Annotated in this window: 19 protein-coding genes; 12 read left to right on the top strand and 7 right to left on the bottom strand. The window is 70.7% G+C overall.

All coding sequences use genetic code 11. From position 1 onward, the window contains the following. A partial coding sequence (locus ACFXBC_RS19415; RefSeq protein WP_385025395.1) for a MurR/RpiR family transcriptional regulator occupies positions 1–1,018 on the bottom strand: 1,018 nt, incomplete at its 3' end. A gap of 121 nt (positions 1,019–1,139) precedes the next feature. Here ACFXBC_RS19415 and ACFXBC_RS19410 point away from each other — a divergent pair. After that, positions 1,140–2,321 (top strand): C45 family autoproteolytic acyltransferase/hydolase, encoded by a 1,182-nt coding sequence (locus ACFXBC_RS19410; RefSeq protein WP_385025392.1) that lies wholly within the window; start codon positions 1,140–1,142, stop codon positions 2,319–2,321. A 106-nt stretch (positions 2,322–2,427) separates the two neighbouring features. Further along, complete coding sequence (locus tag ACFXBC_RS19405; protein WP_385025389.1) at positions 2,428–3,147, top strand: amino acid ABC transporter ATP-binding protein; 720 nt, start codon at positions 2,428–2,430, stop codon at positions 3,145–3,147. 51 nt (positions 3,148–3,198) lie between these two features. Here the strand turns inward: ACFXBC_RS19405 and ACFXBC_RS19400 are convergent, their stop codons facing one another. The 3 genes from ACFXBC_RS19400 to ACFXBC_RS19390 all read right to left on the bottom strand — a co-directional run bounded on the left by ACFXBC_RS19400 (position 3,199) and on the right by ACFXBC_RS19390 (position 5,785). Then, positions 3,199–3,732 (bottom strand): EF-hand domain-containing protein, encoded by a 534-nt coding sequence (locus ACFXBC_RS19400; protein ID WP_385025386.1) that lies wholly within the window; start codon positions 3,730–3,732, stop codon positions 3,199–3,201. A gap of 276 nt (positions 3,733–4,008) precedes the next feature. Further along, positions 4,009–4,437 (bottom strand): subtilase-type protease inhibitor, encoded by a 429-nt coding sequence (locus ACFXBC_RS19395; RefSeq protein WP_385025383.1) that lies wholly within the window; start codon positions 4,435–4,437, stop codon positions 4,009–4,011. Between the two features lie 325 nt (positions 4,438–4,762). Then, complete coding sequence (locus ACFXBC_RS19390; protein ID WP_385025380.1) at positions 4,763–5,785, bottom strand: Ku protein; 1,023 nt, start codon at positions 5,783–5,785, stop codon at positions 4,763–4,765. Positions 5,786–6,007: 222 nt separating this feature from the next. Between ACFXBC_RS19390 and ACFXBC_RS19385 the strand changes: the two genes are divergently transcribed. Both ACFXBC_RS19385 and ACFXBC_RS19380 read left to right on the top strand, forming a co-directional pair. Further along, entirely contained in the window at positions 6,008–6,697 is a 690-nt protein-coding gene (locus tag ACFXBC_RS19385) for a UdgX family uracil-DNA binding protein (RefSeq protein WP_385025377.1), read from the top strand. 174 nt (positions 6,698–6,871) lie between these two features. Beyond that, complete coding sequence (locus ACFXBC_RS19380) at positions 6,872–7,330, top strand: hypothetical protein (RefSeq protein ID WP_385025374.1); 459 nt, start codon at positions 6,872–6,874, stop codon at positions 7,328–7,330. A gap of 126 nt (positions 7,331–7,456) precedes the next feature. Here the strand turns inward: ACFXBC_RS19380 and ACFXBC_RS19375 are convergent, their stop codons facing one another. After that, positions 7,457–8,464: a helix-turn-helix domain-containing protein gene (locus tag ACFXBC_RS19375; protein WP_385025371.1), complete on the bottom strand. Its 1,008-nt coding sequence runs from the start codon at positions 8,462–8,464 to the stop codon at positions 7,457–7,459. Between the two features lie 82 nt (positions 8,465–8,546). Here ACFXBC_RS19375 and ACFXBC_RS19370 point away from each other — a divergent pair, with 82 nt between their 5' ends. The 3 genes from ACFXBC_RS19370 (at position 8,547) to ACFXBC_RS19360 (ending at position 12,489) form a co-directional block, all read left to right on the top strand. Beyond that, positions 8,547–9,893: an APC family permease gene (locus ACFXBC_RS19370; protein ID WP_385025368.1), complete on the top strand. Its 1,347-nt coding sequence runs from the start codon at positions 8,547–8,549 to the stop codon at positions 9,891–9,893. Between the two features lie 174 nt (positions 9,894–10,067). After that, entirely contained in the window at positions 10,068–10,718 is a 651-nt protein-coding gene (locus ACFXBC_RS19365; protein ID WP_385025365.1) for a CatB-related O-acetyltransferase, read from the top strand. Between the two features lie 286 nt (positions 10,719–11,004). Then, positions 11,005–12,489, top strand: coding sequence for a PP2C family protein-serine/threonine phosphatase (locus tag ACFXBC_RS19360; protein WP_385025362.1), 1,485 nt, complete (start codon positions 11,005–11,007; stop codon positions 12,487–12,489). Between the two features lie 128 nt (positions 12,490–12,617). Here the strand turns inward: ACFXBC_RS19360 and ACFXBC_RS19355 are convergent, their stop codons facing one another. Beyond that, the gene (locus tag ACFXBC_RS19355; RefSeq protein ID WP_385025359.1) at positions 12,618–13,094 is read right to left on the bottom strand and encodes a DUF5709 domain-containing protein; all 477 of its coding nucleotides are present in this window, start codon (positions 13,092–13,094) and stop codon (positions 12,618–12,620) included. Between the two features lie 284 nt (positions 13,095–13,378). On the opposite strand from ACFXBC_RS19355, the gene ACFXBC_RS19350 reads away from it, so the two are divergent. After that, positions 13,379–14,146 carry a PIG-L family deacetylase gene (locus tag ACFXBC_RS19350; RefSeq protein ID WP_385025356.1) on the top strand — a complete coding sequence of 256 codons (768 nt, stop codon included), beginning with the start codon at positions 13,379–13,381 and terminating at the stop codon, positions 14,144–14,146. 161 nt (positions 14,147–14,307) lie between these two features. Further along, complete coding sequence (locus tag ACFXBC_RS19345; protein WP_385025353.1) at positions 14,308–14,706, top strand: RICIN domain-containing protein; 399 nt, start codon at positions 14,308–14,310, stop codon at positions 14,704–14,706. A 64-nt stretch (positions 14,707–14,770) separates the two neighbouring features. Here ACFXBC_RS19345 and ACFXBC_RS19340 read toward each other — a convergent pair whose 3' ends face one another. Continuing rightward, on the bottom strand, positions 14,771–15,175 hold the full coding sequence (locus ACFXBC_RS19340; protein WP_385025351.1) for a TraR/DksA family transcriptional regulator: 405 nt from the start codon (positions 15,173–15,175) through the stop codon (positions 14,771–14,773). Between the two features lie 91 nt (positions 15,176–15,266). Between ACFXBC_RS19340 and ACFXBC_RS19335 the strand changes: the two genes are divergently transcribed. From ACFXBC_RS19335 to ACFXBC_RS19325, 3 genes are all read left to right on the top strand, one after another. Then, positions 15,267–15,542, top strand: a complete 276-nt coding sequence (locus tag ACFXBC_RS19335; protein WP_385025348.1) for a hypothetical protein — start codon at positions 15,267–15,269, stop codon at positions 15,540–15,542. A gap of 118 nt (positions 15,543–15,660) precedes the next feature. Continuing rightward, positions 15,661–16,071, top strand: a complete 411-nt coding sequence (locus ACFXBC_RS19330; protein ID WP_385025345.1) for a VOC family protein — start codon at positions 15,661–15,663, stop codon at positions 16,069–16,071. 115 nt (positions 16,072–16,186) lie between these two features. Further along, positions 16,187–16,609, top strand: coding sequence for a DUF6003 family protein (locus ACFXBC_RS19325; RefSeq protein WP_385025342.1), 423 nt, complete (start codon positions 16,187–16,189; stop codon positions 16,607–16,609). Positions 16,610–16,674 lie beyond the last annotated feature (65 nt).

Genomic DNA, 16,674 nt, shown 5'->3' with positions numbered 1-16,674 from the left:
CCGGGGGTCGGGGGCCCGGGTGCCCGGGCCGGGGGGGGGGGGTGCCTCGCTGGGGCCGCGCCACGGTCCCCGGCGGGGGCCCCCTGGCGGGGGGGCGGGAGGGCCCCGGCCCCCGCCCCCGACGCCTGGGCACATAGGCCGAGGGGTCGCGTCCGGTCAGCGACTCCCGCAGGCGGTTGAGGGTCTCGCCCGCCTCCGCCGCGCGAGCGGCGTCGCGTTCCTGGACGGCCAGCAGCAGCGCGTCGTTGAGAGTGATCGCGGCCAGCTCCTCACTGGCCAGGCCGCCGCTGGAGTGGAGCGCGGTCAGGCTGACCTCCACCCGGTCGCCGAGTACGGGGCCGAGCGAGTCCGTGACCAGGATGCTCGCCGCGCCCGACCGTGCCGTGTGGTCGAGTACCACTTCGACATCGGTCAGCAGCCGGCCGGGCGCGTACACGACCACGACATCGTCCGCCGAAAGCGGCAGGAGGGCGTCGGCCAGCTGGAAGCCGGTGGCCGCCGCCACCTGGGTGCGAAACCCCAGGCGCCCCAGGCGCAGCGCGAGATGACGGGCCGAGAGCTCCGAGGCCCCGACCCCGAAGGCGGTGACTCCGCCGGCGCCGGCCAGCAGATCCACCGCACGCCCGAACGACGTGGTGTCCAGCAGGCGGCGCGTCTGCTGCAGGCGGTCCACCGCCTCGTCGAAGATCTGGTCCAGGGCCGCGTCGCTGTCGCCGGAAGTGGCCCGGCGCCGCACGGTCGACGGGCGGCTGCTGTCGACGAAGCGCTGCCCCAGTTCCCGCTTGAGCTCAGGGAGTCCGGTGTAACCGAGCGCCTTGGCCGTACGCACCACGGTGGCGTCGCTGGTTCCGGCGGCCTGGCCCAGCTGCTCGGCGGTGGCGAAGGGGACATCCTGCACGTGGTTGCGCAGATACTCCGCGACCTGCCGCTCCGCCGGGGACAGCTGGGCCAGCCGCTCGGCCACACGGGTGTGGAATCCAGGTCCCGCCGGGGCGGAGCCAGGGCCAGTAGTTTTCATGACGGGTATTGACTCCTCTGTAGTGTGCACTACTACTATCGGGTGCCCGTAGCTACGAGCGTCCGAGCGACTCGTAGCGGATGCTACATACGCCGAGCGTGCCACCCCGGAGAGAAGCCCCATGCAGACACCCCCCATCCCCCTGATCGAGATATCCGGGCCTCCCCGGGAGCGCGGACGCCAGTACGGCGAGGCCGCCCGCCCGCAGATCGAGGCAGCGCTCTCCTTCTACCGGGCATCCTTCGCGCAGCGTCCCGGTCTTGAGTGGCACGAAGTCACCAAGCGGGCCAGACTCTGGGTCCCCTGCGTCGAGGAGTTCGCCCCCGACCTCCTGGAGGAGCTGCGCGGTGTGGCGGAAGGGGCCGGCACCGGACTCCTGGACCTCATGGCGCTCAACGCCCGCGGGGAGATCGCCTACGACCGGACATTCGCCCGGATGGGCGCCGAGACCGGCCGTCCGGAAGCGGCCACGGGCGCCGAGGACGCCACGGAACCCGACGCCGACGGCTGTTCGTCCTTCGCGCTGCTGCCGCCCGCCGCGGGTGACGGGCATGTCTGGTGCGGACAGAACTGGGACTGGCGGACGGGCGCCGGGGAGACACTCGTCGCCCTGCGTATCGTCCAACCGCCCCTGCCGACCGTGGTGATGGTCGTCGAAGCAGGTCAGATCGGCAGGCACGGCGCCAACTCGGCGGGCATCGCCCTCAACGCCAACGGGCTCGGCGGACGCTTCGGTGACGAGATCGGCGTACCGCAGCCCTTCATCCGGCGTCGCATCCTGGACCAGGCCGGATTCAAGGACGCGCTCCAGGTGCCCTTCACGGCCCGCCAGCAGATCCCCACCAATCTGCTGCTCACCCACCGCGACGGCGTCGCTCTCGATCTGGAGACCACCCCGGCCCGCCACCAGTGGCTGTATCCGGAGGACGGTCTGCTGGTGCACGGCAACCACTACCAGGCACCCGTACCGCCCCAACTCGCTCACACATACCGGCCGTTCTCGGTCGACTCGCTGTACCGCGTCCCGCTCATCGAATCGACGCTGCGTCAGGCCCGGGACCGTACCGCATCGGCGGACGTCCGTACGGTGATCGAGCGGAGCCTCACCGACCACTTCGGGCAGCCGCACTCGGTGTGCAACCACCCGGTACCCGAGACGGATCCCCTGCTGCGCACGAGCACCATCGCGTCCAACATCGTGGACCTGACGACAGGCGAGTACCACGTGGCCGCGGGCCTGCCCTGCGAATCCCCTTACACGCCGCTGCCTTGGAACATCTACGACGGACCCGGAGGGCAGTGACGTGCCGTCACCTTCTCCCGTCCCCTCTCCCTCTTCCTCCCCTTCTCCTTTCCCGAAGGCCACCGCCGGGGAGGGCGCGCCGGGCTCGGCGGAGCCGGTCGTCCGTATGCGTGGTGTGGCCAAGTCGTTCGGTGCGCACCAGGTTCTGTACGACATCGACCTGGACGTCCACGGCGGTGAGACCGTCGTCCTGCTCGGCCCGTCGGGGTCCGGCAAGACCACCCTGTGCCGCTGCGTCAACCGTCTGGAGACCATCGACACCGGCACCATCGAGGTCAACGGCACCCCGCTGCCGCAGGAGGGCCGGGAGCTGGCCCGGCTGCGCGCGGATGTCGGGATGGTCTTCCAGTCCTTCAACCTCTTCGCGCACCGCACCGTGCTGGACAACCTGACGCTCGGCCCGCTGAAGGTACGCAGGATGCCGCGGGCCGATGCCGAGGACCGGGCGCGGGGGCTGCTCAAGCGTGTCGGCCTGGCGGACAAGGCCGGTGCCAGGCCCGCGGAGCTGTCCGGAGGGCAGCAGCAGAGGGTCGCCATCGCACGGGCGTTGGCGATGGAGCCCAAGGCGCTGCTCTTCGACGAGCCGACCTCGGCGCTCGACCCCGAAATGATCAACGAGGTGCTCGATGTGATGGTCGATCTCGCCGACGAGGGCATGACCATGCTGGTGGTGACTCATGAAATGGGATTCGCCCGGCGAGCGGCCGACCGGGTCGTGTTCATGGACGGCGGCCACATCGTGGAGTCGGCGCCGCCTGAGCGGTTCTTCGACCACCCGGAAACCGACCGCGCGGCCGGATTCCTCTCCAAGGTCCTCCAGCACTGACGGGGGCGGTCGGCGGCCCGCCCCGTACGGAGCGGGCCGCCGTGCCGGCCGTCAGGCAGCCAGTGGAGTTGCCAGCAGGTCGGCGGGGATACCGCCCTTGTCCGGAGCGTAGAAGTTCTTGATCTCGGCCTCCCAGACGTCCACCCGCACCCGGTCGGCGCTGTCGGGCTCGAAGGCGTCGAAGAGGGCGTGGATGTTCGGCAGGTCGAAGCCGACTCCCGTCATCATGCCGACGAAGACCGGGCGCGTGACGGTACCGCTCCCGTCCAGGTCTCCGAGGCGCGCGAAGCCGGCTGCGAACGCGTCGACCGCGCCGCTGAAGCGCTCGGGCGAGAGCACGCACGCCTGGTACTCGTCGTAGGTGATCCGGCCGTCGTGGTCGCTGTCCAGTTCGCCGGCCAGCGTGGTCCAGTAGCGGGTGAAGGCTGCCCGCATCGCCTGCTTCCGTGCCTCGTCGGCTCCGGGCACGGCTGCGGCCACCCGGCTGCTCATCAGGTTGAAGTCATCGGATTCCAGGACCCCGTTGCCGTCGGCGTCGAACAGGGTGAACACGAGTTTGACCCGGTTGACCGCTTCGGTCCGCATGGGCTCTCACCTTTCGTCAGGCCAGGAGACGGGGCGGCCGGGCGTGCCCGGCATCGCCCCGTACGGTGCGCGACGGCCCCGGCAGAGCCTGCCCGAGCGGCCTGGGAGGTCGGTGAACACCCTTTGCTGAAAAGGGGAGTTCGCGTCCTGGGCAACAGGGCAGGTAGCGGGAGCCGTCGCGCTGTTCACTATGCGGGCTGCGAAATCCGGCTCCACGGGAGAAACCGGCTGTTCATCAGAAGGGATGAAACGGGGGTTGTTTCGGCATGAAACGCCTCAGAAGTTGAAGACCGCGCTCTCCGAGAGGGCCGCGTTCATCTGGCAGGCGTTGCCATAGGTGGCCCGCCAGGACACCCGCCGTCCCTGCCAGACACCATCGGCTGTCACCGTCACGGGAGCCCACAGGAACGAACACCGCTGCTCCGTCGGGGCGGCGGTGAGAAGAGTCAAATCGCCGCCTACGGCGCTCAGTTCGTCGCAGGCGGCGCGGCTCGCCGGATGGGTGCCCTGCGGCCGGGGCGCGCAGCTCAGGGTGACGGCGCGGGCGACCGTCGATGCCGCCCCGTCACCCTTGCCGATGGTCAGGACGAGTGCGGAGGGGGCGTAGACGCTCGTCGTTCTGGCGTCCGCCGTCCCGGCGATGCCCGTCACGCAGGCCGCCGCCGCGAGTGCCGCCACGCCAAGCGTCTTGAGGCTGTGCCGCATGTCAGATCTCCTGTCACAGGGGGTGGTTGATTGCGGACAGGAGTCTGACCGGTGCGGAGAGTTGCTGCACCTTGCTGATCGGTTTTCGGACGTTCGTGTCCGCTGAGGATGACGGAAGGGGAGATTCGGGCAGCTCGCAGCGGGCGGACGGCGCGCCTGGGGAGTGTCCAGCATGTGGACGAACTAAATTGGTCTCATCGTAAACAGTCGCCTGACCTGCAATAAAGCAGATCTGGTTTCTTCTTCAAGCGCACACTTTCGGCTCGAAAGACCCGGCTTCGATCCGAAGATCAAGTCGGCGACATCCGGGACTTCATCCGGGACGTCATCCGGCACGGGCGGTCGCGCCGGAGAGGGCTTTGACCAGTTCCTCCCGGGTCATGGACGACCGGCCGTGCACCCCGGCGGCCGTTGCCCGTTCATAGAGCTCCGCCTTGTTCAGCTTCTCCAGATCCGCGGCGGACCGCTGTCCCGAAGCCCTGCCGCTCCGGTGGCTCTTCCCTCCGCCCCGGCCCCCGGACCGGCTGCCGCTCCGACTCCCGGACCGGCTCCGGGCCGCACCACCGGAGCGGCCCTCGGCCGAGTCGACACTGGCCCGCAGCGCACTCATCAGGTCGATGACGTTGGTGGACTCGGGAGGTGCTTCCGCCTTCTCCACGGTCTCTCCGCCGAGTTTGGCCTCGATCAGTTTGCGTGTTTGCTCCTGATAGGTGTCGTGGTACTCCTCGGGGTCCCACTCGATGCTCATGGCCTCGACCAGTTGCACGGCCGTCTTCATCTCCCGGTCGGTGACATCCGGCTTGTCCGGCAGATTCCCCACCTCGCGATGAGGATCGCGTACTTCGTCGGCCCAGTGCAGCGTGTGCATCGCCAGGATGTCGCCCTCGGCCTTCACCGCGACCAGGTATTCGCGGTTGCGCATCACGAATGTGGCGATGCCCGCCTTGTTCGACCGGTCCATGGCCTGGTGGAGCAGCGCGTAGATCTTCTCGTACTCCTTCCCCTTCGGGCCCAGGTAGTACGTCCGGTCGAAGAAGATGGGATCCACCTCGTCGAGATCGACGAAACCGCTGATCTCCAGCGACTGGGAACGTCCGGGTGCGATGTCGTCCAGTTCCCCGGGGTCGACCACGACGTACTCGTCGCCCGCGTCGACGCCCTTCACGATGTCGTCCAGCGGCACTTCTTCTCCGGTGCGCTCGTTCACGCGACGGTTGCGGACCCGGTCGGATGTCCCGCGCTGGAGCTGATGGAAGCGGACCGTGTGGCTCATGGTCGCCGAGTACAGCTGGACGGGCAGGCTGACAAGCCCGAACGACAGGGTTCCGCTCCACACCGGACGCGCCATGGTCACCACCGTCCTCCCGATCCGTTACGGGACTGAGAACGCAGGCCGCCGTCACCCGACCCGGTGGCCCTGTCCCGGATCCCGTACCTCAACCTTCGCGCGGATGTGACCGCGGCGCTCGTGGAGGAGGGCTGCGGGCGGGCGCGTCCCGACCGGCCCCTTGTTATGTTTTTCGGGCGCCTCCGTCCTGCCGAGGAGGCACTGCGGAGGAGGCACCCAGGGATGACGGGCCATGGTGATGCCCCGGCGGGGCAGGGGTACGACGCCACCCCCTACCTGCCCGCACGCGGCGGTCTCCCGGCCCACCGCAGAGCCGCCGCCGAGTGCCGTGGCTGCCCTCTCTTCGAGCACACGACCGGGACGGTTTTCGGTGCGGGAAGCTCCGACGCCCGTGTCGTACTCGTCGGTGAACAGCCGGGCGACCAGGAGGACCGTCGCGGGGAGCCGTTCGTCGGACCCGCGGGCCGGATGCTGCGGAAGGCGCTCGAAGAGGCCGGTGTCGACCTGGAGGGGGCGTACCTCACCAACGCGGTGAAGCACTTCAAGTTCACCTCGGCCGGGCGGGGCAAGCGCCGTATCCACAAGCCGCCGAGCCTGCGCGAGCTGACCGCCTGCCGCCCTTGGCTGGCGGCAGAACTGCGCTTGGTGAAACCGGAGTTGGTGGTGGCACTCGGTGCGAAAGCGGCCCGGTCGCTGTTCGGCCCTTCCTTCCGGGTGACGAAGGACCGGGGCGTCCTGTTCCCGATGCCCGCTGCGGACGGCAGCGGCGACAGGGCGGTCGGGCAGGCCGGATCCGACGCCCGCGCCCTGGCGACGATCCATCCGTCAGCCGTACTGCGGTCCGACGACCGCGCGTCCCTGTACGCGGGACTCGTATCGGACCTGCGCGTGGCCGCCGAAGCCCTCCGCTGAGGGCCGATGCCGGCGCCGGGAGCGTCGGATCCCCGAGAGGCCGCCGTCGAATTCGATTGTGGCGGGGCAGAGGGCCGCGCTACCAATGCCGCTATGAAGGTGACTTTTCCTCGCCTGCCGGACGGTCGGCGGGCCTACTGCGTCGTCCGGCGCTCGGATGGTGTGCGCTATCGGTTGAACGAGGGGGTCGCGGGCGCGGGTGTCCCGCACGATCTCGTGCATCTCGTCGTGGAGCGGCGGATGCGTGACGACACCGGCTTCTGGGGAGCCGTGGCCGCAGGCGCGGTCTTCGGGAGCATGGAACACCTCGACGGACGGCGCCCACCCCATGCGGCCGACCGGTCGCGACGGGCGATCCGGGCCCGCGCCGACCGTCTGACGCGCGCCGAGCTGATGGCTGGGCTGGTGGAACAGGTCATCGAGCATCGGCTGACCACGGTCGAACAGGTGCGGAAGGCTTCCCGGGAGACGCTGTCTGTACTGCCCGACGCGCGAGTGGACGAGCAGGGCGTCCTGGCCGCTGCCGCTGAACTCTGTGGGGTGGCCAGGGAGTGGGCCGAACTGTCGCCGGGTGAGGAACTCGTCGTCGACTGGCCGGAGCGGCGCCCGGCCCGGAGGCCGCCCCGAGCGTAGGCCGCCCCGAGCGGCAGGATCCGAGAGCGGCGCGGCTCGGGATCGTCAGCCCCCCGCCACCGGCCAGGCCTCGCTGCCCCGCCGTCGCCGCCAAGGCAGCGTGGCCAGGCCCGCTGCGCCGTCCCGCTATCCCCGCGTCCCGTTCCCCGGCCGAGCCCCTGCCTGCGGATCACGGCTGCCGAGGAAGGCGAGGCGGTACGCCTGAGGGGGGAGGCCGACACGGCGGATGAAGTGACGGCGCAGATTCGCCGCACTGCCGAGTCCGCTGGCGACGGACACCTGTTCCACGGGGAGCGTGCTGGTCTCCAGCAGGTGCTGGGCGCGTCGGATGCGCTCCTGCTGGAGCCAGCGCATGGGGGGCACCCCGATGGTCTCCTCGAAGCGGCGGGCCAGGGTCCGCCGGCTGAGGCTCGCCTGCCGGGCGAGGTCGGCGAGAGTGATCGACCGGTCCAGCCGGGCCCGTGCCCAGTCCAGAAGCGGCCCGAGCGTGATGTCGTCGCGGCCCACGGCGGGCAGTTCGACGTACTGGGACTGGCCGCCCGCCCGGTGCGGTGGTGTCACCAGGCGGCGGGCCAGCGCATTGGCCACGGAGGCCCCATGGTCGACGCGCACCAGCTCCAGACAGAGGTCGATACCGGCGGCGGTCCCGGCCGAGGTGTAGACCCCGCCGTCCTCGACGTAGAGCACCTTCGGATCGAGGCGTACGTCCGGGTGGCGCCGGTTGAGTTCATCGGCATGCATCCAGTGGGTGGTGGCACGGCGGCCGTCCAGAAGTCCCGCTGCCGCCAGGACGAACGCGCCCGAACAGATGGCCGCGACGCGTGCCCCCGCCGCGTGTGCCGCCCGGACCGCCTCGACCAGCTCGGCGGGCTGTTCCCGGTGCACGTTGGCGCAGGCGGGCACCACCACCGTGTCCGCCAGGACCAGGTCGTCCAGGTCACCGGCGCCACCCGCGACGAAACCGTGCGCGACCGTCGTACCGGGGGCCGCCGCGCAGACGCGCAGGTCGTACCACGGGTCCGCCAGGTCGGGCCGGTCGATGCCGAAGACCTCGCATGCCACGGCCAGTTCGAAGATCGGCGCCTGCTCCGTCACGGCGAGGGCGACGCGGTGCGCGGCAAGGTCCGTTCGCATAAAGGCAATTGTGCCACTGGTCCGGAGAGTGCGGAATCCCGAATCTGGGGGGAGAGACCACCGTGAGAGGGAAGGAACCCGGATGAGCTCCACTCGGCGCCCGGCAGAGGGCAGGCCGAAGTCCCGGCCGAACACACCCGTGGGCAGTCCGGGAGAGGACTCGCCGGCACGGGGCACGATCGGCTACGGACAGGCGGTCGCCCTGTACGTCGGAGCGGTCCTCGGTGCCGGGGTGCTGGTCCTGCCCGGCCAGGTCGCATCGGCCGCGGGACCCGCCTCCCTGGTGTCGTGGCTGTTCATGGGGCTGCTCGGGCTGCCGCTCGCCATGACGTTCGCCGCCCTGGCCACGCGGTTCCCCGACCCCGGGGGCATCTCCACCTACGCCACCCGCGCCTTCGGACCGACCGCGGGTGGCCTCGCCGGGTGGTTCTACTTCGTCGCCGGATCGGTCGGCCAGACCATCGTGCCGCTGACCGGGGGCTATTACATCGCCGCCGGACTCCGGCTTGACCAGGACGACGCGTTCCTCTTCGCGGCGGCCATCCTCGCGCTGGCGGTCGGGGCCAATCTGGTGGGGCTGCGGCTGAGCGGCCGTGTCCAGCTGGCCCTGTCCGGCGGTGTGGCGCTGCTGCTCCTGGCCGCCACACTGACCGCCCTCTGGCGTGTCCACGCATCGGCGTTCTCCTCTTTTGCGCCGCACGGTCTGTCCGGCGTCGCCCATGGGGCCGTCGTCCTGTTCTTCGCCTTCGCGGGGTGGGAGGCGGTCGCTCACCTGGCGGGTGAATTCCGCGACGTACAGAGGGACTTGACCCGGGCGACAGTGACCACCGTCGCCGTGGTCGTCGTCCTCTACCTCGGTGTCTCCTTCGCCGTCGTCGGTACCGGGACGTACGGCGACGACCGGCTGGACCGGATCGCGGTCGGCCAAGTGCTCGGCGCGGGACTGGGGTTCAGCGCCACCGTCGCCGCCGCGGTGCTGGCCACCGTGATCAGCCTCGGTACCACCAACGCGTTCATCGCCGCCGTCTCCAGGCTGGGTTACGGACTCGGGCGGGACGGCTGGCTCCCGGCGCCGCGGGGGCGGCGCAACGCTCGTGGCGTACCGGTGGCCGGTGTGCTGACCGTGGGCGGGATCGGGGCGGTCGGTCTGGTGGTCACACGGATCGGTGGCTGGGGTACAGAGGACATCGTCGGCCTCCCGGCGTCCCTCGTCCTGGTGACCTACCTCATCGGCACCGCGGCGGGGGTGCGCCTGCTGACCGGGCGGGCCCGCGTCCACGCGCTGACCGCCCTGGTCCTCACCGCGGTGATCACTCCCTTCGCGGCCGGATACATCGCGGTCCCGGCGCTCGTCGCGGCCGTCGCCCTCTCCTACCGATGGTCCCGCGGCCGTCTGACTCGCCGTAAGGACGGCCGTGGGACGCGGTGAAGGTGGAACGCGGCCCAGGTGGTGGCAGCGTGACTCCATGTCCGGAGCGGGCTATGGGTGTCCGCGCCGTTGGCGAGCGGGTGGTGGCGCGGCTGGTAAATCGCTGTCCCGGACGGGCCCGGCACCGCGATCATGGGCGGTCCACCGACCCGTAATCCCGAGGAAGAGCCCGCCATGCCTGTGCCCGCCGACCCCACGCTTCTCCACCCGATGCCCGAACAGCCGCGGGTGGTGCAGCTCAGGCCGCTGGTGAAGTCCCCGCTGATCGAAGTCGGGGAGTACTCCTACTACGACGACCCGGACGACGCGACCGCGTTCGAGACGCGCAATGTGCTCTACCACTACGGGCCGGAGAGGCTGGTCATCGGCAGATTCTGCGCGCTGGGCACGGGGGTGCGCTTCCTCATGAACGGCGCCAACCACCGTATGGACGGCCCCTCGACCTTTCCCTTCCCTACTCTGGGCGGCTCGTGGTCCGACCACTTCGACCTGCTCTCCGGCCTGCCGAACCGGGGGGACACGGTCGTCGGCAACGACGTCTGGTTCGGCCACGGTGCGACGGTGCTGCCCGGCGTACGGATCGGACACGGCGCGATCATCGGCGCCGGCTCCGTGGTCACTGACGACGTACCCGACTACGGCATCGTCGGCGGCAATCCGGCCCGGCTGATCCGTACCCGCTTCGACGAGGGGGACATCGCCCGGCTGATGGCGGTCGCGTGGTGGGACTGGCCCTCGCAGCACATCACCGACCATGTACGGATGATCATGTCGGGAAGCGTCGCGGATCTGGAAGCGGCGGCCCGGAGGCTGCCGCCGAGGTGATGCGCTTCCCGGGCCGCTTGACGAGTGCGTGGGTCCCCGGCGACATGAGCTGGAAGGCGGCATCCATCGGGCAGGGGCAGGCGGCGGGTAGGGAGCACCGCCCCGGCTGCCGGCCGGCTCCCAGACCTCCCACCGGACATGCCGTGGCGCGCGCCGGGTCGCAGAATGTGAGGGCGGGCCGTCCTCCTCCGCCGGCCGCCGCCCGTACCGGAGGCAAGGAGTCGGCATGTGCTCGCTGCGGGACCCCTCGGCCGGGAAGCCGGAGAACCGCCCGGGGGAGGGGCGCGTGGACGAAGAAACAGAGCACGAAGAAACAGAGCACGACGAGGCAGAGCACGACGAGGCAGAGCACGACGAGGCAGAGCACGAAGAGGCAGTGCACGATGAGACAGAGCCTGACGAGACAGGACATGAAGGGGCGGATCACGAGGGGGCTGATCACGGCGGCGACGGGGCAGAGCCCTACGAGGTTGACGAAGAGGTGCAGCACGCACTCGACCGGCTCACGCTTCTCATCAACGCCGCCGAAGCCCTGGCCGGCACGCTCGACACGGACACCGGAATCCGGCGGCTCTGCCGGACCCTGGTCCCCGGGCTGGCCGACTGGTGCGCCGTGGACCTGCTGGACGAGAGCGGACGCCTGCGCCGAGTCGTCGTCGAACACCGGGACGCCGCGGTGGCGGCCCCCGGCCTGTACGAGGGCCTCCTGCCTCCGGTCGAGGGTTCCGAGGCCAGCTGGGCCCGTGCACTTCAGGGAGTGGGGCCGGTACTCCTCACGGACTTCCACTCCGTACCGGAGGTCGGCGACCCGCTGCGCGCACGCGAGCTGGAACTCTTCCAGGGGCTGGCGACCGACACGGCGGTGGTGGCCCCCCTGCGGGCCCGGCGCCAGGTCTTCGGGGTGCTGACCCTGGCACGTACCCGCCATGAGGCGGCCCTGACCGAGGACAGCCTCTCGCTCGTCGAGGACCTCGCCCACCGGGTGGCCCTGGCCATCGACAACGCGCGTCTGCACTCGGAGGTGCAGCACACGGCCGAGCGTCTGCAGCGCTCACTGCTGCCCGAGTTGCCCGACCACGGGCCGCTGGAACTGTCCGCCCGCTACCAGTCGGCGATGGCCACCGCGAGGGTTGGCGGCGACTGGTACGACGCCTTTGTGCTGCCCGACGGGGCCCTGGCGCTGATCATCGGTGACATCGCAGGCCACGACCTGCGGGCGGCGATCATGATGAGCCAGACCCGGAATATGCTCCGGGGCATCGCCTGCGACCGCAAGGAACCACCCGGAAAGATCCTCGCCCGGCTGGACGCCGCGCACCAGATCCTCTCCCCGCAGCAGACCCTGACCTGCATCTACGGGCTGGTCGAGAAGACCGGGCCCGAGGAGTCCTGGCAGTTCCACTACGCGGTGGCGGGCCATCCCGCGCCCCTGCTGGTGACCCGCGAAGGGGAGACCCGCTTCCTCACCGGCGGCCGGGGGATGCTGCTGGGGATGGACCCCGATGAGCACCGTGCGGGGGCCATCGAACGGCTGCCGCCCGAATCCACGCTTCTGCTGTACACGGACGGTCTGATCGAGCGCCGGGCCGAAGGGCTGGACCGCGGCCTGGCCCGTCTGCGGCAGCACGCGGCGGCTCTGGCGCGCAAGCCGCTGGGGGTGTTCTGCGACGAACTTCTCCACGGGCTGGTGGACGACGGCAACGACGATGTCGCGATGATCGCCGTCCGCATCGGTCCGCCGCGTACGGGTCCTTCCGTAGCGCTTCCGTGAGGGCGGTCACCGTGGCGCCGATGTCCGCTCAGCCCCTCCCGGCCTGGGCCATCCCGGCTCTCCCGGCCCGCGCCATCCCCGCCATCAACGCCGTGCCCGCCCGCCTCGCCTACTCGTCCCCGCCTCGCCTACTCGCCGCTGCCGTCCCCGCCGTCCTCGTCGACGAGGTGCACAGCCGCCTCCTCCGCCGACGCGGCTCCACCGTCGATACCGACGTCATCGGCGAGTACATCGGTCCGCCGCCCGGGCGGATCGTCCGCGGCGCTGAGCCGCCCGGCGCGCGTCTCGCCGCCGGTCTGTTCCCGGGAAGGCTCGCCCTCGCCCTCCGCGAGGTCGCCGATGCCGTCACCGTCGGGCGGTTGCACATCGGTGACTTCCTGGGCGAGCCGTTCGTCGAGCGATTCCGCGCGGCCCTCCTCAGCCCCTGTCGTGCCGGACTTCTCGACGGCCAGCGGGCGTTCGGGAGGGGAGTAGCCCTCCTCCATCTGGTCGTCCAGGTCGCGCTCGTCGAGTGCGTTCTCCATGTCGAGTTCGTCGTTCGGCGGGTCCTGGCCGTCGTCGTCCTGCGGCTGGTACACATCGTCGCCGCGTGCCTGTCCTGGCATGACGCTCTCCTCCTCCGCCTCGCTGACCGTGGGCCACGAGATCTCACGGGTGCGGTCCGGACCGTTCCGGATGGACGTGCACCCGCGTTTCCCGCACCAGCACCACTAAACAACGCGGGACGGAATGCGGCACGGCGGGAACGGCCCACGGGCCCGGCTCGCAGGCGTTCCAGTGCGGTGGTGCCGTCCCGCTCGGTACGGTGGCGCTCCCGGTGACCGCAGCGGTGCAAGCCGCTGGTCGTCCAAGCCGCTGGTTGTCCAAACCGCTACGGAAGGTGGCCCCGTTGTCCGTACCGAGTCTGCTCGCGGTCTTCGCTCACCCGGACGACGAGTCCCTGTCGGCGGGCGGTGTGCTGGCCCGGCACGCGGCCGCCGGTGCCCGGACCGGAGTGGTGACGGCGACCTGGGCCGCCGACAGCCCGCGCGCCGCGGAACTGGCCGAAGCGCTACGGATACTCGGCGCGGGCCGGCCACGGATGCTGGGCTACGCCGACGCCCGCGTACCCGCGTCCGCCCCCGGCGAGGCGCGGTTCTGCGATGCGCCGCTGGATGAGACGGTGCGGCGGTTGGTGGTGCATCTGCGGGAGTTCCGGCCGGAGATCGTGGTGACCCATGACGTCTACGGCGGGCTGACCGGCCACCCCGACCATGTGCACACCCACCGGGTGACCGCACTGGCGGTCCGGGCCGCCGCTCTGGAGCAGCTCTACCCCGAGGCCGGAGCACCGTGGCAGCCCCGGGCGCTGTATCTGGCCACACATCCGCAGTCCGCCGTGCGGAGTCTCGGCGCGGAGCTGGTCCGGGCGGGCACGACGATGTACAGCGTGCCCGACGAGTGGGTCTCCGCGACCGTCGATGTCGGCCCGTGGCTGGAACAGAAGGTCGGCGCCTTGCTGGCGCACCGCAGCGAAGTGCGGCGCGGAGCACTACCGGGCCGGCTGGCCATGCTCACCCCCGCGGACCGGGCGCGGCTGTTGTCGACCGAGTGGTACGTCCGCGATGATCCGCGCCCCGCAGCCGCGCCCGCGCCCCGTACGGACCTGACCGTCTGAGCCGCAGGCGATGACCATCAGGCCGACAGCGGGACTGACGGTCAGGGCCGTCGGGTGGGCTGAAGACGGACCGCCAGCAGCAGTCCGTCGGTGAACTCCCCGCGAAGGCGGACCTCGCGACCTCGCTCCCCGCCTTCAGCCGCTCCGCCCGCGGGCGCTGGGTGTTCACGGCCGACGGAGACGGCTCGTACCGGATCGCCAACGCGGCCACCCGGCAGCTTCTCGGGGTCGACTCCACCGTCGACGCCGGACGGGCGTATGGCGGAAAGCCGAGCGTGACCGGGGCGCCGGCGAGTGGGCCCAACGTCGGCCAGCAGTGGTTCGTCATCCCAGGCTCGACCGTCGCGGGACGGCACACCGGCACGTTCCGGCTGGTCAACCGGTACAGCGGCCTGGTCATCGGAATGTCGGGGAAGAAGGACCGGCTCGCCGAGACCACCCCCACCCGCGCTTGGACGGACACCACGGGCAGTGCGGTCGGCGGGGCCCGGAGAGCAGCGGAGCAGACACTGACGCTCAAGGCCGCGGGGCGGGCCGAGGCCTCGGTCTCGTCGCAGTAGTCACGGTGTGCCGGCGGATCCGCCGGCACACCGGAGCGGTGCGGCGGCTCCGGCGGTGGCCCAATCAGCGGCGGCCCGTCCCGGCGCACCCTACGCATGTGGTGGTTGCCGGACGCACGGCCAGACGTGCCGCGGGTATCGGGCCGCCGCACTGCTCGCACCTTCCGTAGTCGTCCCGTTCCAGCCGGTCCAGCGCATGGTCCAGCTCGGTCAGATGCTCATCGGCCTGGGACAGGAGCGAGGCGACATGGGCGCGCTCGAAGGCGGTGCTCGACCCCTCGGGGTCGTGTTCGTCATCGACCGCGACCAGGGCGTTCGCCTCGACCATGCCGTCGAAGTCGCGCCGCAGGGCCGCGATCTGCTCGGTGGTCGACGCGCGCTCGGCTGCGAGGCGCTCGCGTACGGAACCGGGATCGGTGGGGATCTCATCGGTGGGGGTCTGGGGTACGGGGTCGGACTGACTGTTCATCCGGGGGGCAACACCCACTTCGGTGGTTTCATTCCGTCTTGTCCGCGTGTGCGGTTTGGAGCAGAAATCGAACATACGATCTACTGCGGGGATGGAACGCCACCCCTTCCCGTACGACCTCCTGAAGGCCCAGACCGCCTGGTACGTCACCTACGGACAGCTCGCCGCCGACTCCACGGACGACACGGCCGGACAGCGCCGAAGGCTTCTGCAGCTGTCCCGGACCATCGCCGGACACCCCTACTGGCACACCCCGGCGGGCACCCCCGCCGCCCGGATGGCCCTCAAGGAGCTGGCCCGCACGCGGGCCCGCGTACCGGAACCGCCGAGGCCGGGGCATGCCGGTGAACGAGGGAAGCGGCGGTGAGCCGGAGCGGGTCCCGGGCGGGGCGCGGCTAGCCTCGGCAGCACCGTCGGGACAGCGGGTCTCAGGGCGCCGTCCGGCCGGGAAGGCCCACCCCACGACTTCCAGGAGAGCACACAGGATGGCTACCGCGGCACCGCAGAAGATCACCACGTTCCTGATGTTTGAGGGGCGGGCGGAGGAGGCGATCACGTACTACACCTCGCTCTTCGACGACGCCGAGGTCGTTGACATCACCCGCTACGGCGCAGACGGACCGGGGGAGGAGGGCACCGTCGAGCGGGCCACGTTCTCACTCGCGGGGCAGCGGTTCATGTGCATCGACAGCTATGTGCAGCACGACTTCGGGTTCACCCCGGCCGTGTCGTTGTACGTGCGCTGCCAGGACGAGGCCGAACTCCAGCGGCTGTACAAGGCACTCGCCGAGAAGGGCGCGGAGCTGATGCCGCTGGGCTCCTACGGTTTCAGCGCCAGGTTCGGCTGGGTCACCGACCGCTTCGGCGTCTCCTGGCAGCTCGACCTGCCCGCATAGGGCGGACACCGGCGGAACCGCGGGTGCAACGGGTCGGTGGCGAGTGCGAATTGACGGCCCTCGGGAGCGATAACATCAGGGTGCCGATGTTCGATCGAGAAGGCGATGTCACACGATGGCTGATGAGGCTTACCTGTTCCTGCTCCCTGACCGGCATCCCCGGCTGGGCGCGGCCCTTGCCGCCGTCGGCGCACTTGAGTGCGCGCAGACACCCGCCGTCCACGGCTGGCTGCAGGCCCACGGAGTCTCTTGCTCATCGGAGCAGGTCAGAATCCTCCCCGCGGAGGCGGAGTCCTTCATTCCGCAGAACGCGGAGCGTCTCCCCGTCCCGCTGAGCGAGGAGGAGGCGCTGCGGCTGCACCAGGAGTGTGCGCCCCAGTCCGTCACGGACATGGAGAGCGAGCTTCTGGAGTTCCGCGACACGGTCCAGGACTGGGAGGCTCTTGTGCACCGCGCGCTGACCGCCGGGATCTCCGGGCCGCGCATCGCGCAGCTGACCGGCCTCGACCCCCGGGAGGTCGGCCGTCTGACGGTGTGACCGGTCGGGGGGGGGGGGGGAGAGGGAGAGAGTGTGAGAGGGAGAAACACAGAGCAGGGGGCACA

Origin of the sequence: Streptomyces sp. NPDC059398, from assembly GCF_042751845.1 — a bacterium.
Taxonomy (GTDB): Bacteria; Actinomycetota; Actinomycetes; order Streptomycetales; family Streptomycetaceae; genus Streptomyces.
The sequence above is the reverse complement of the archived record's forward strand: the minus strand, read 5'-3'. Positions and strand labels throughout refer to the sequence as shown.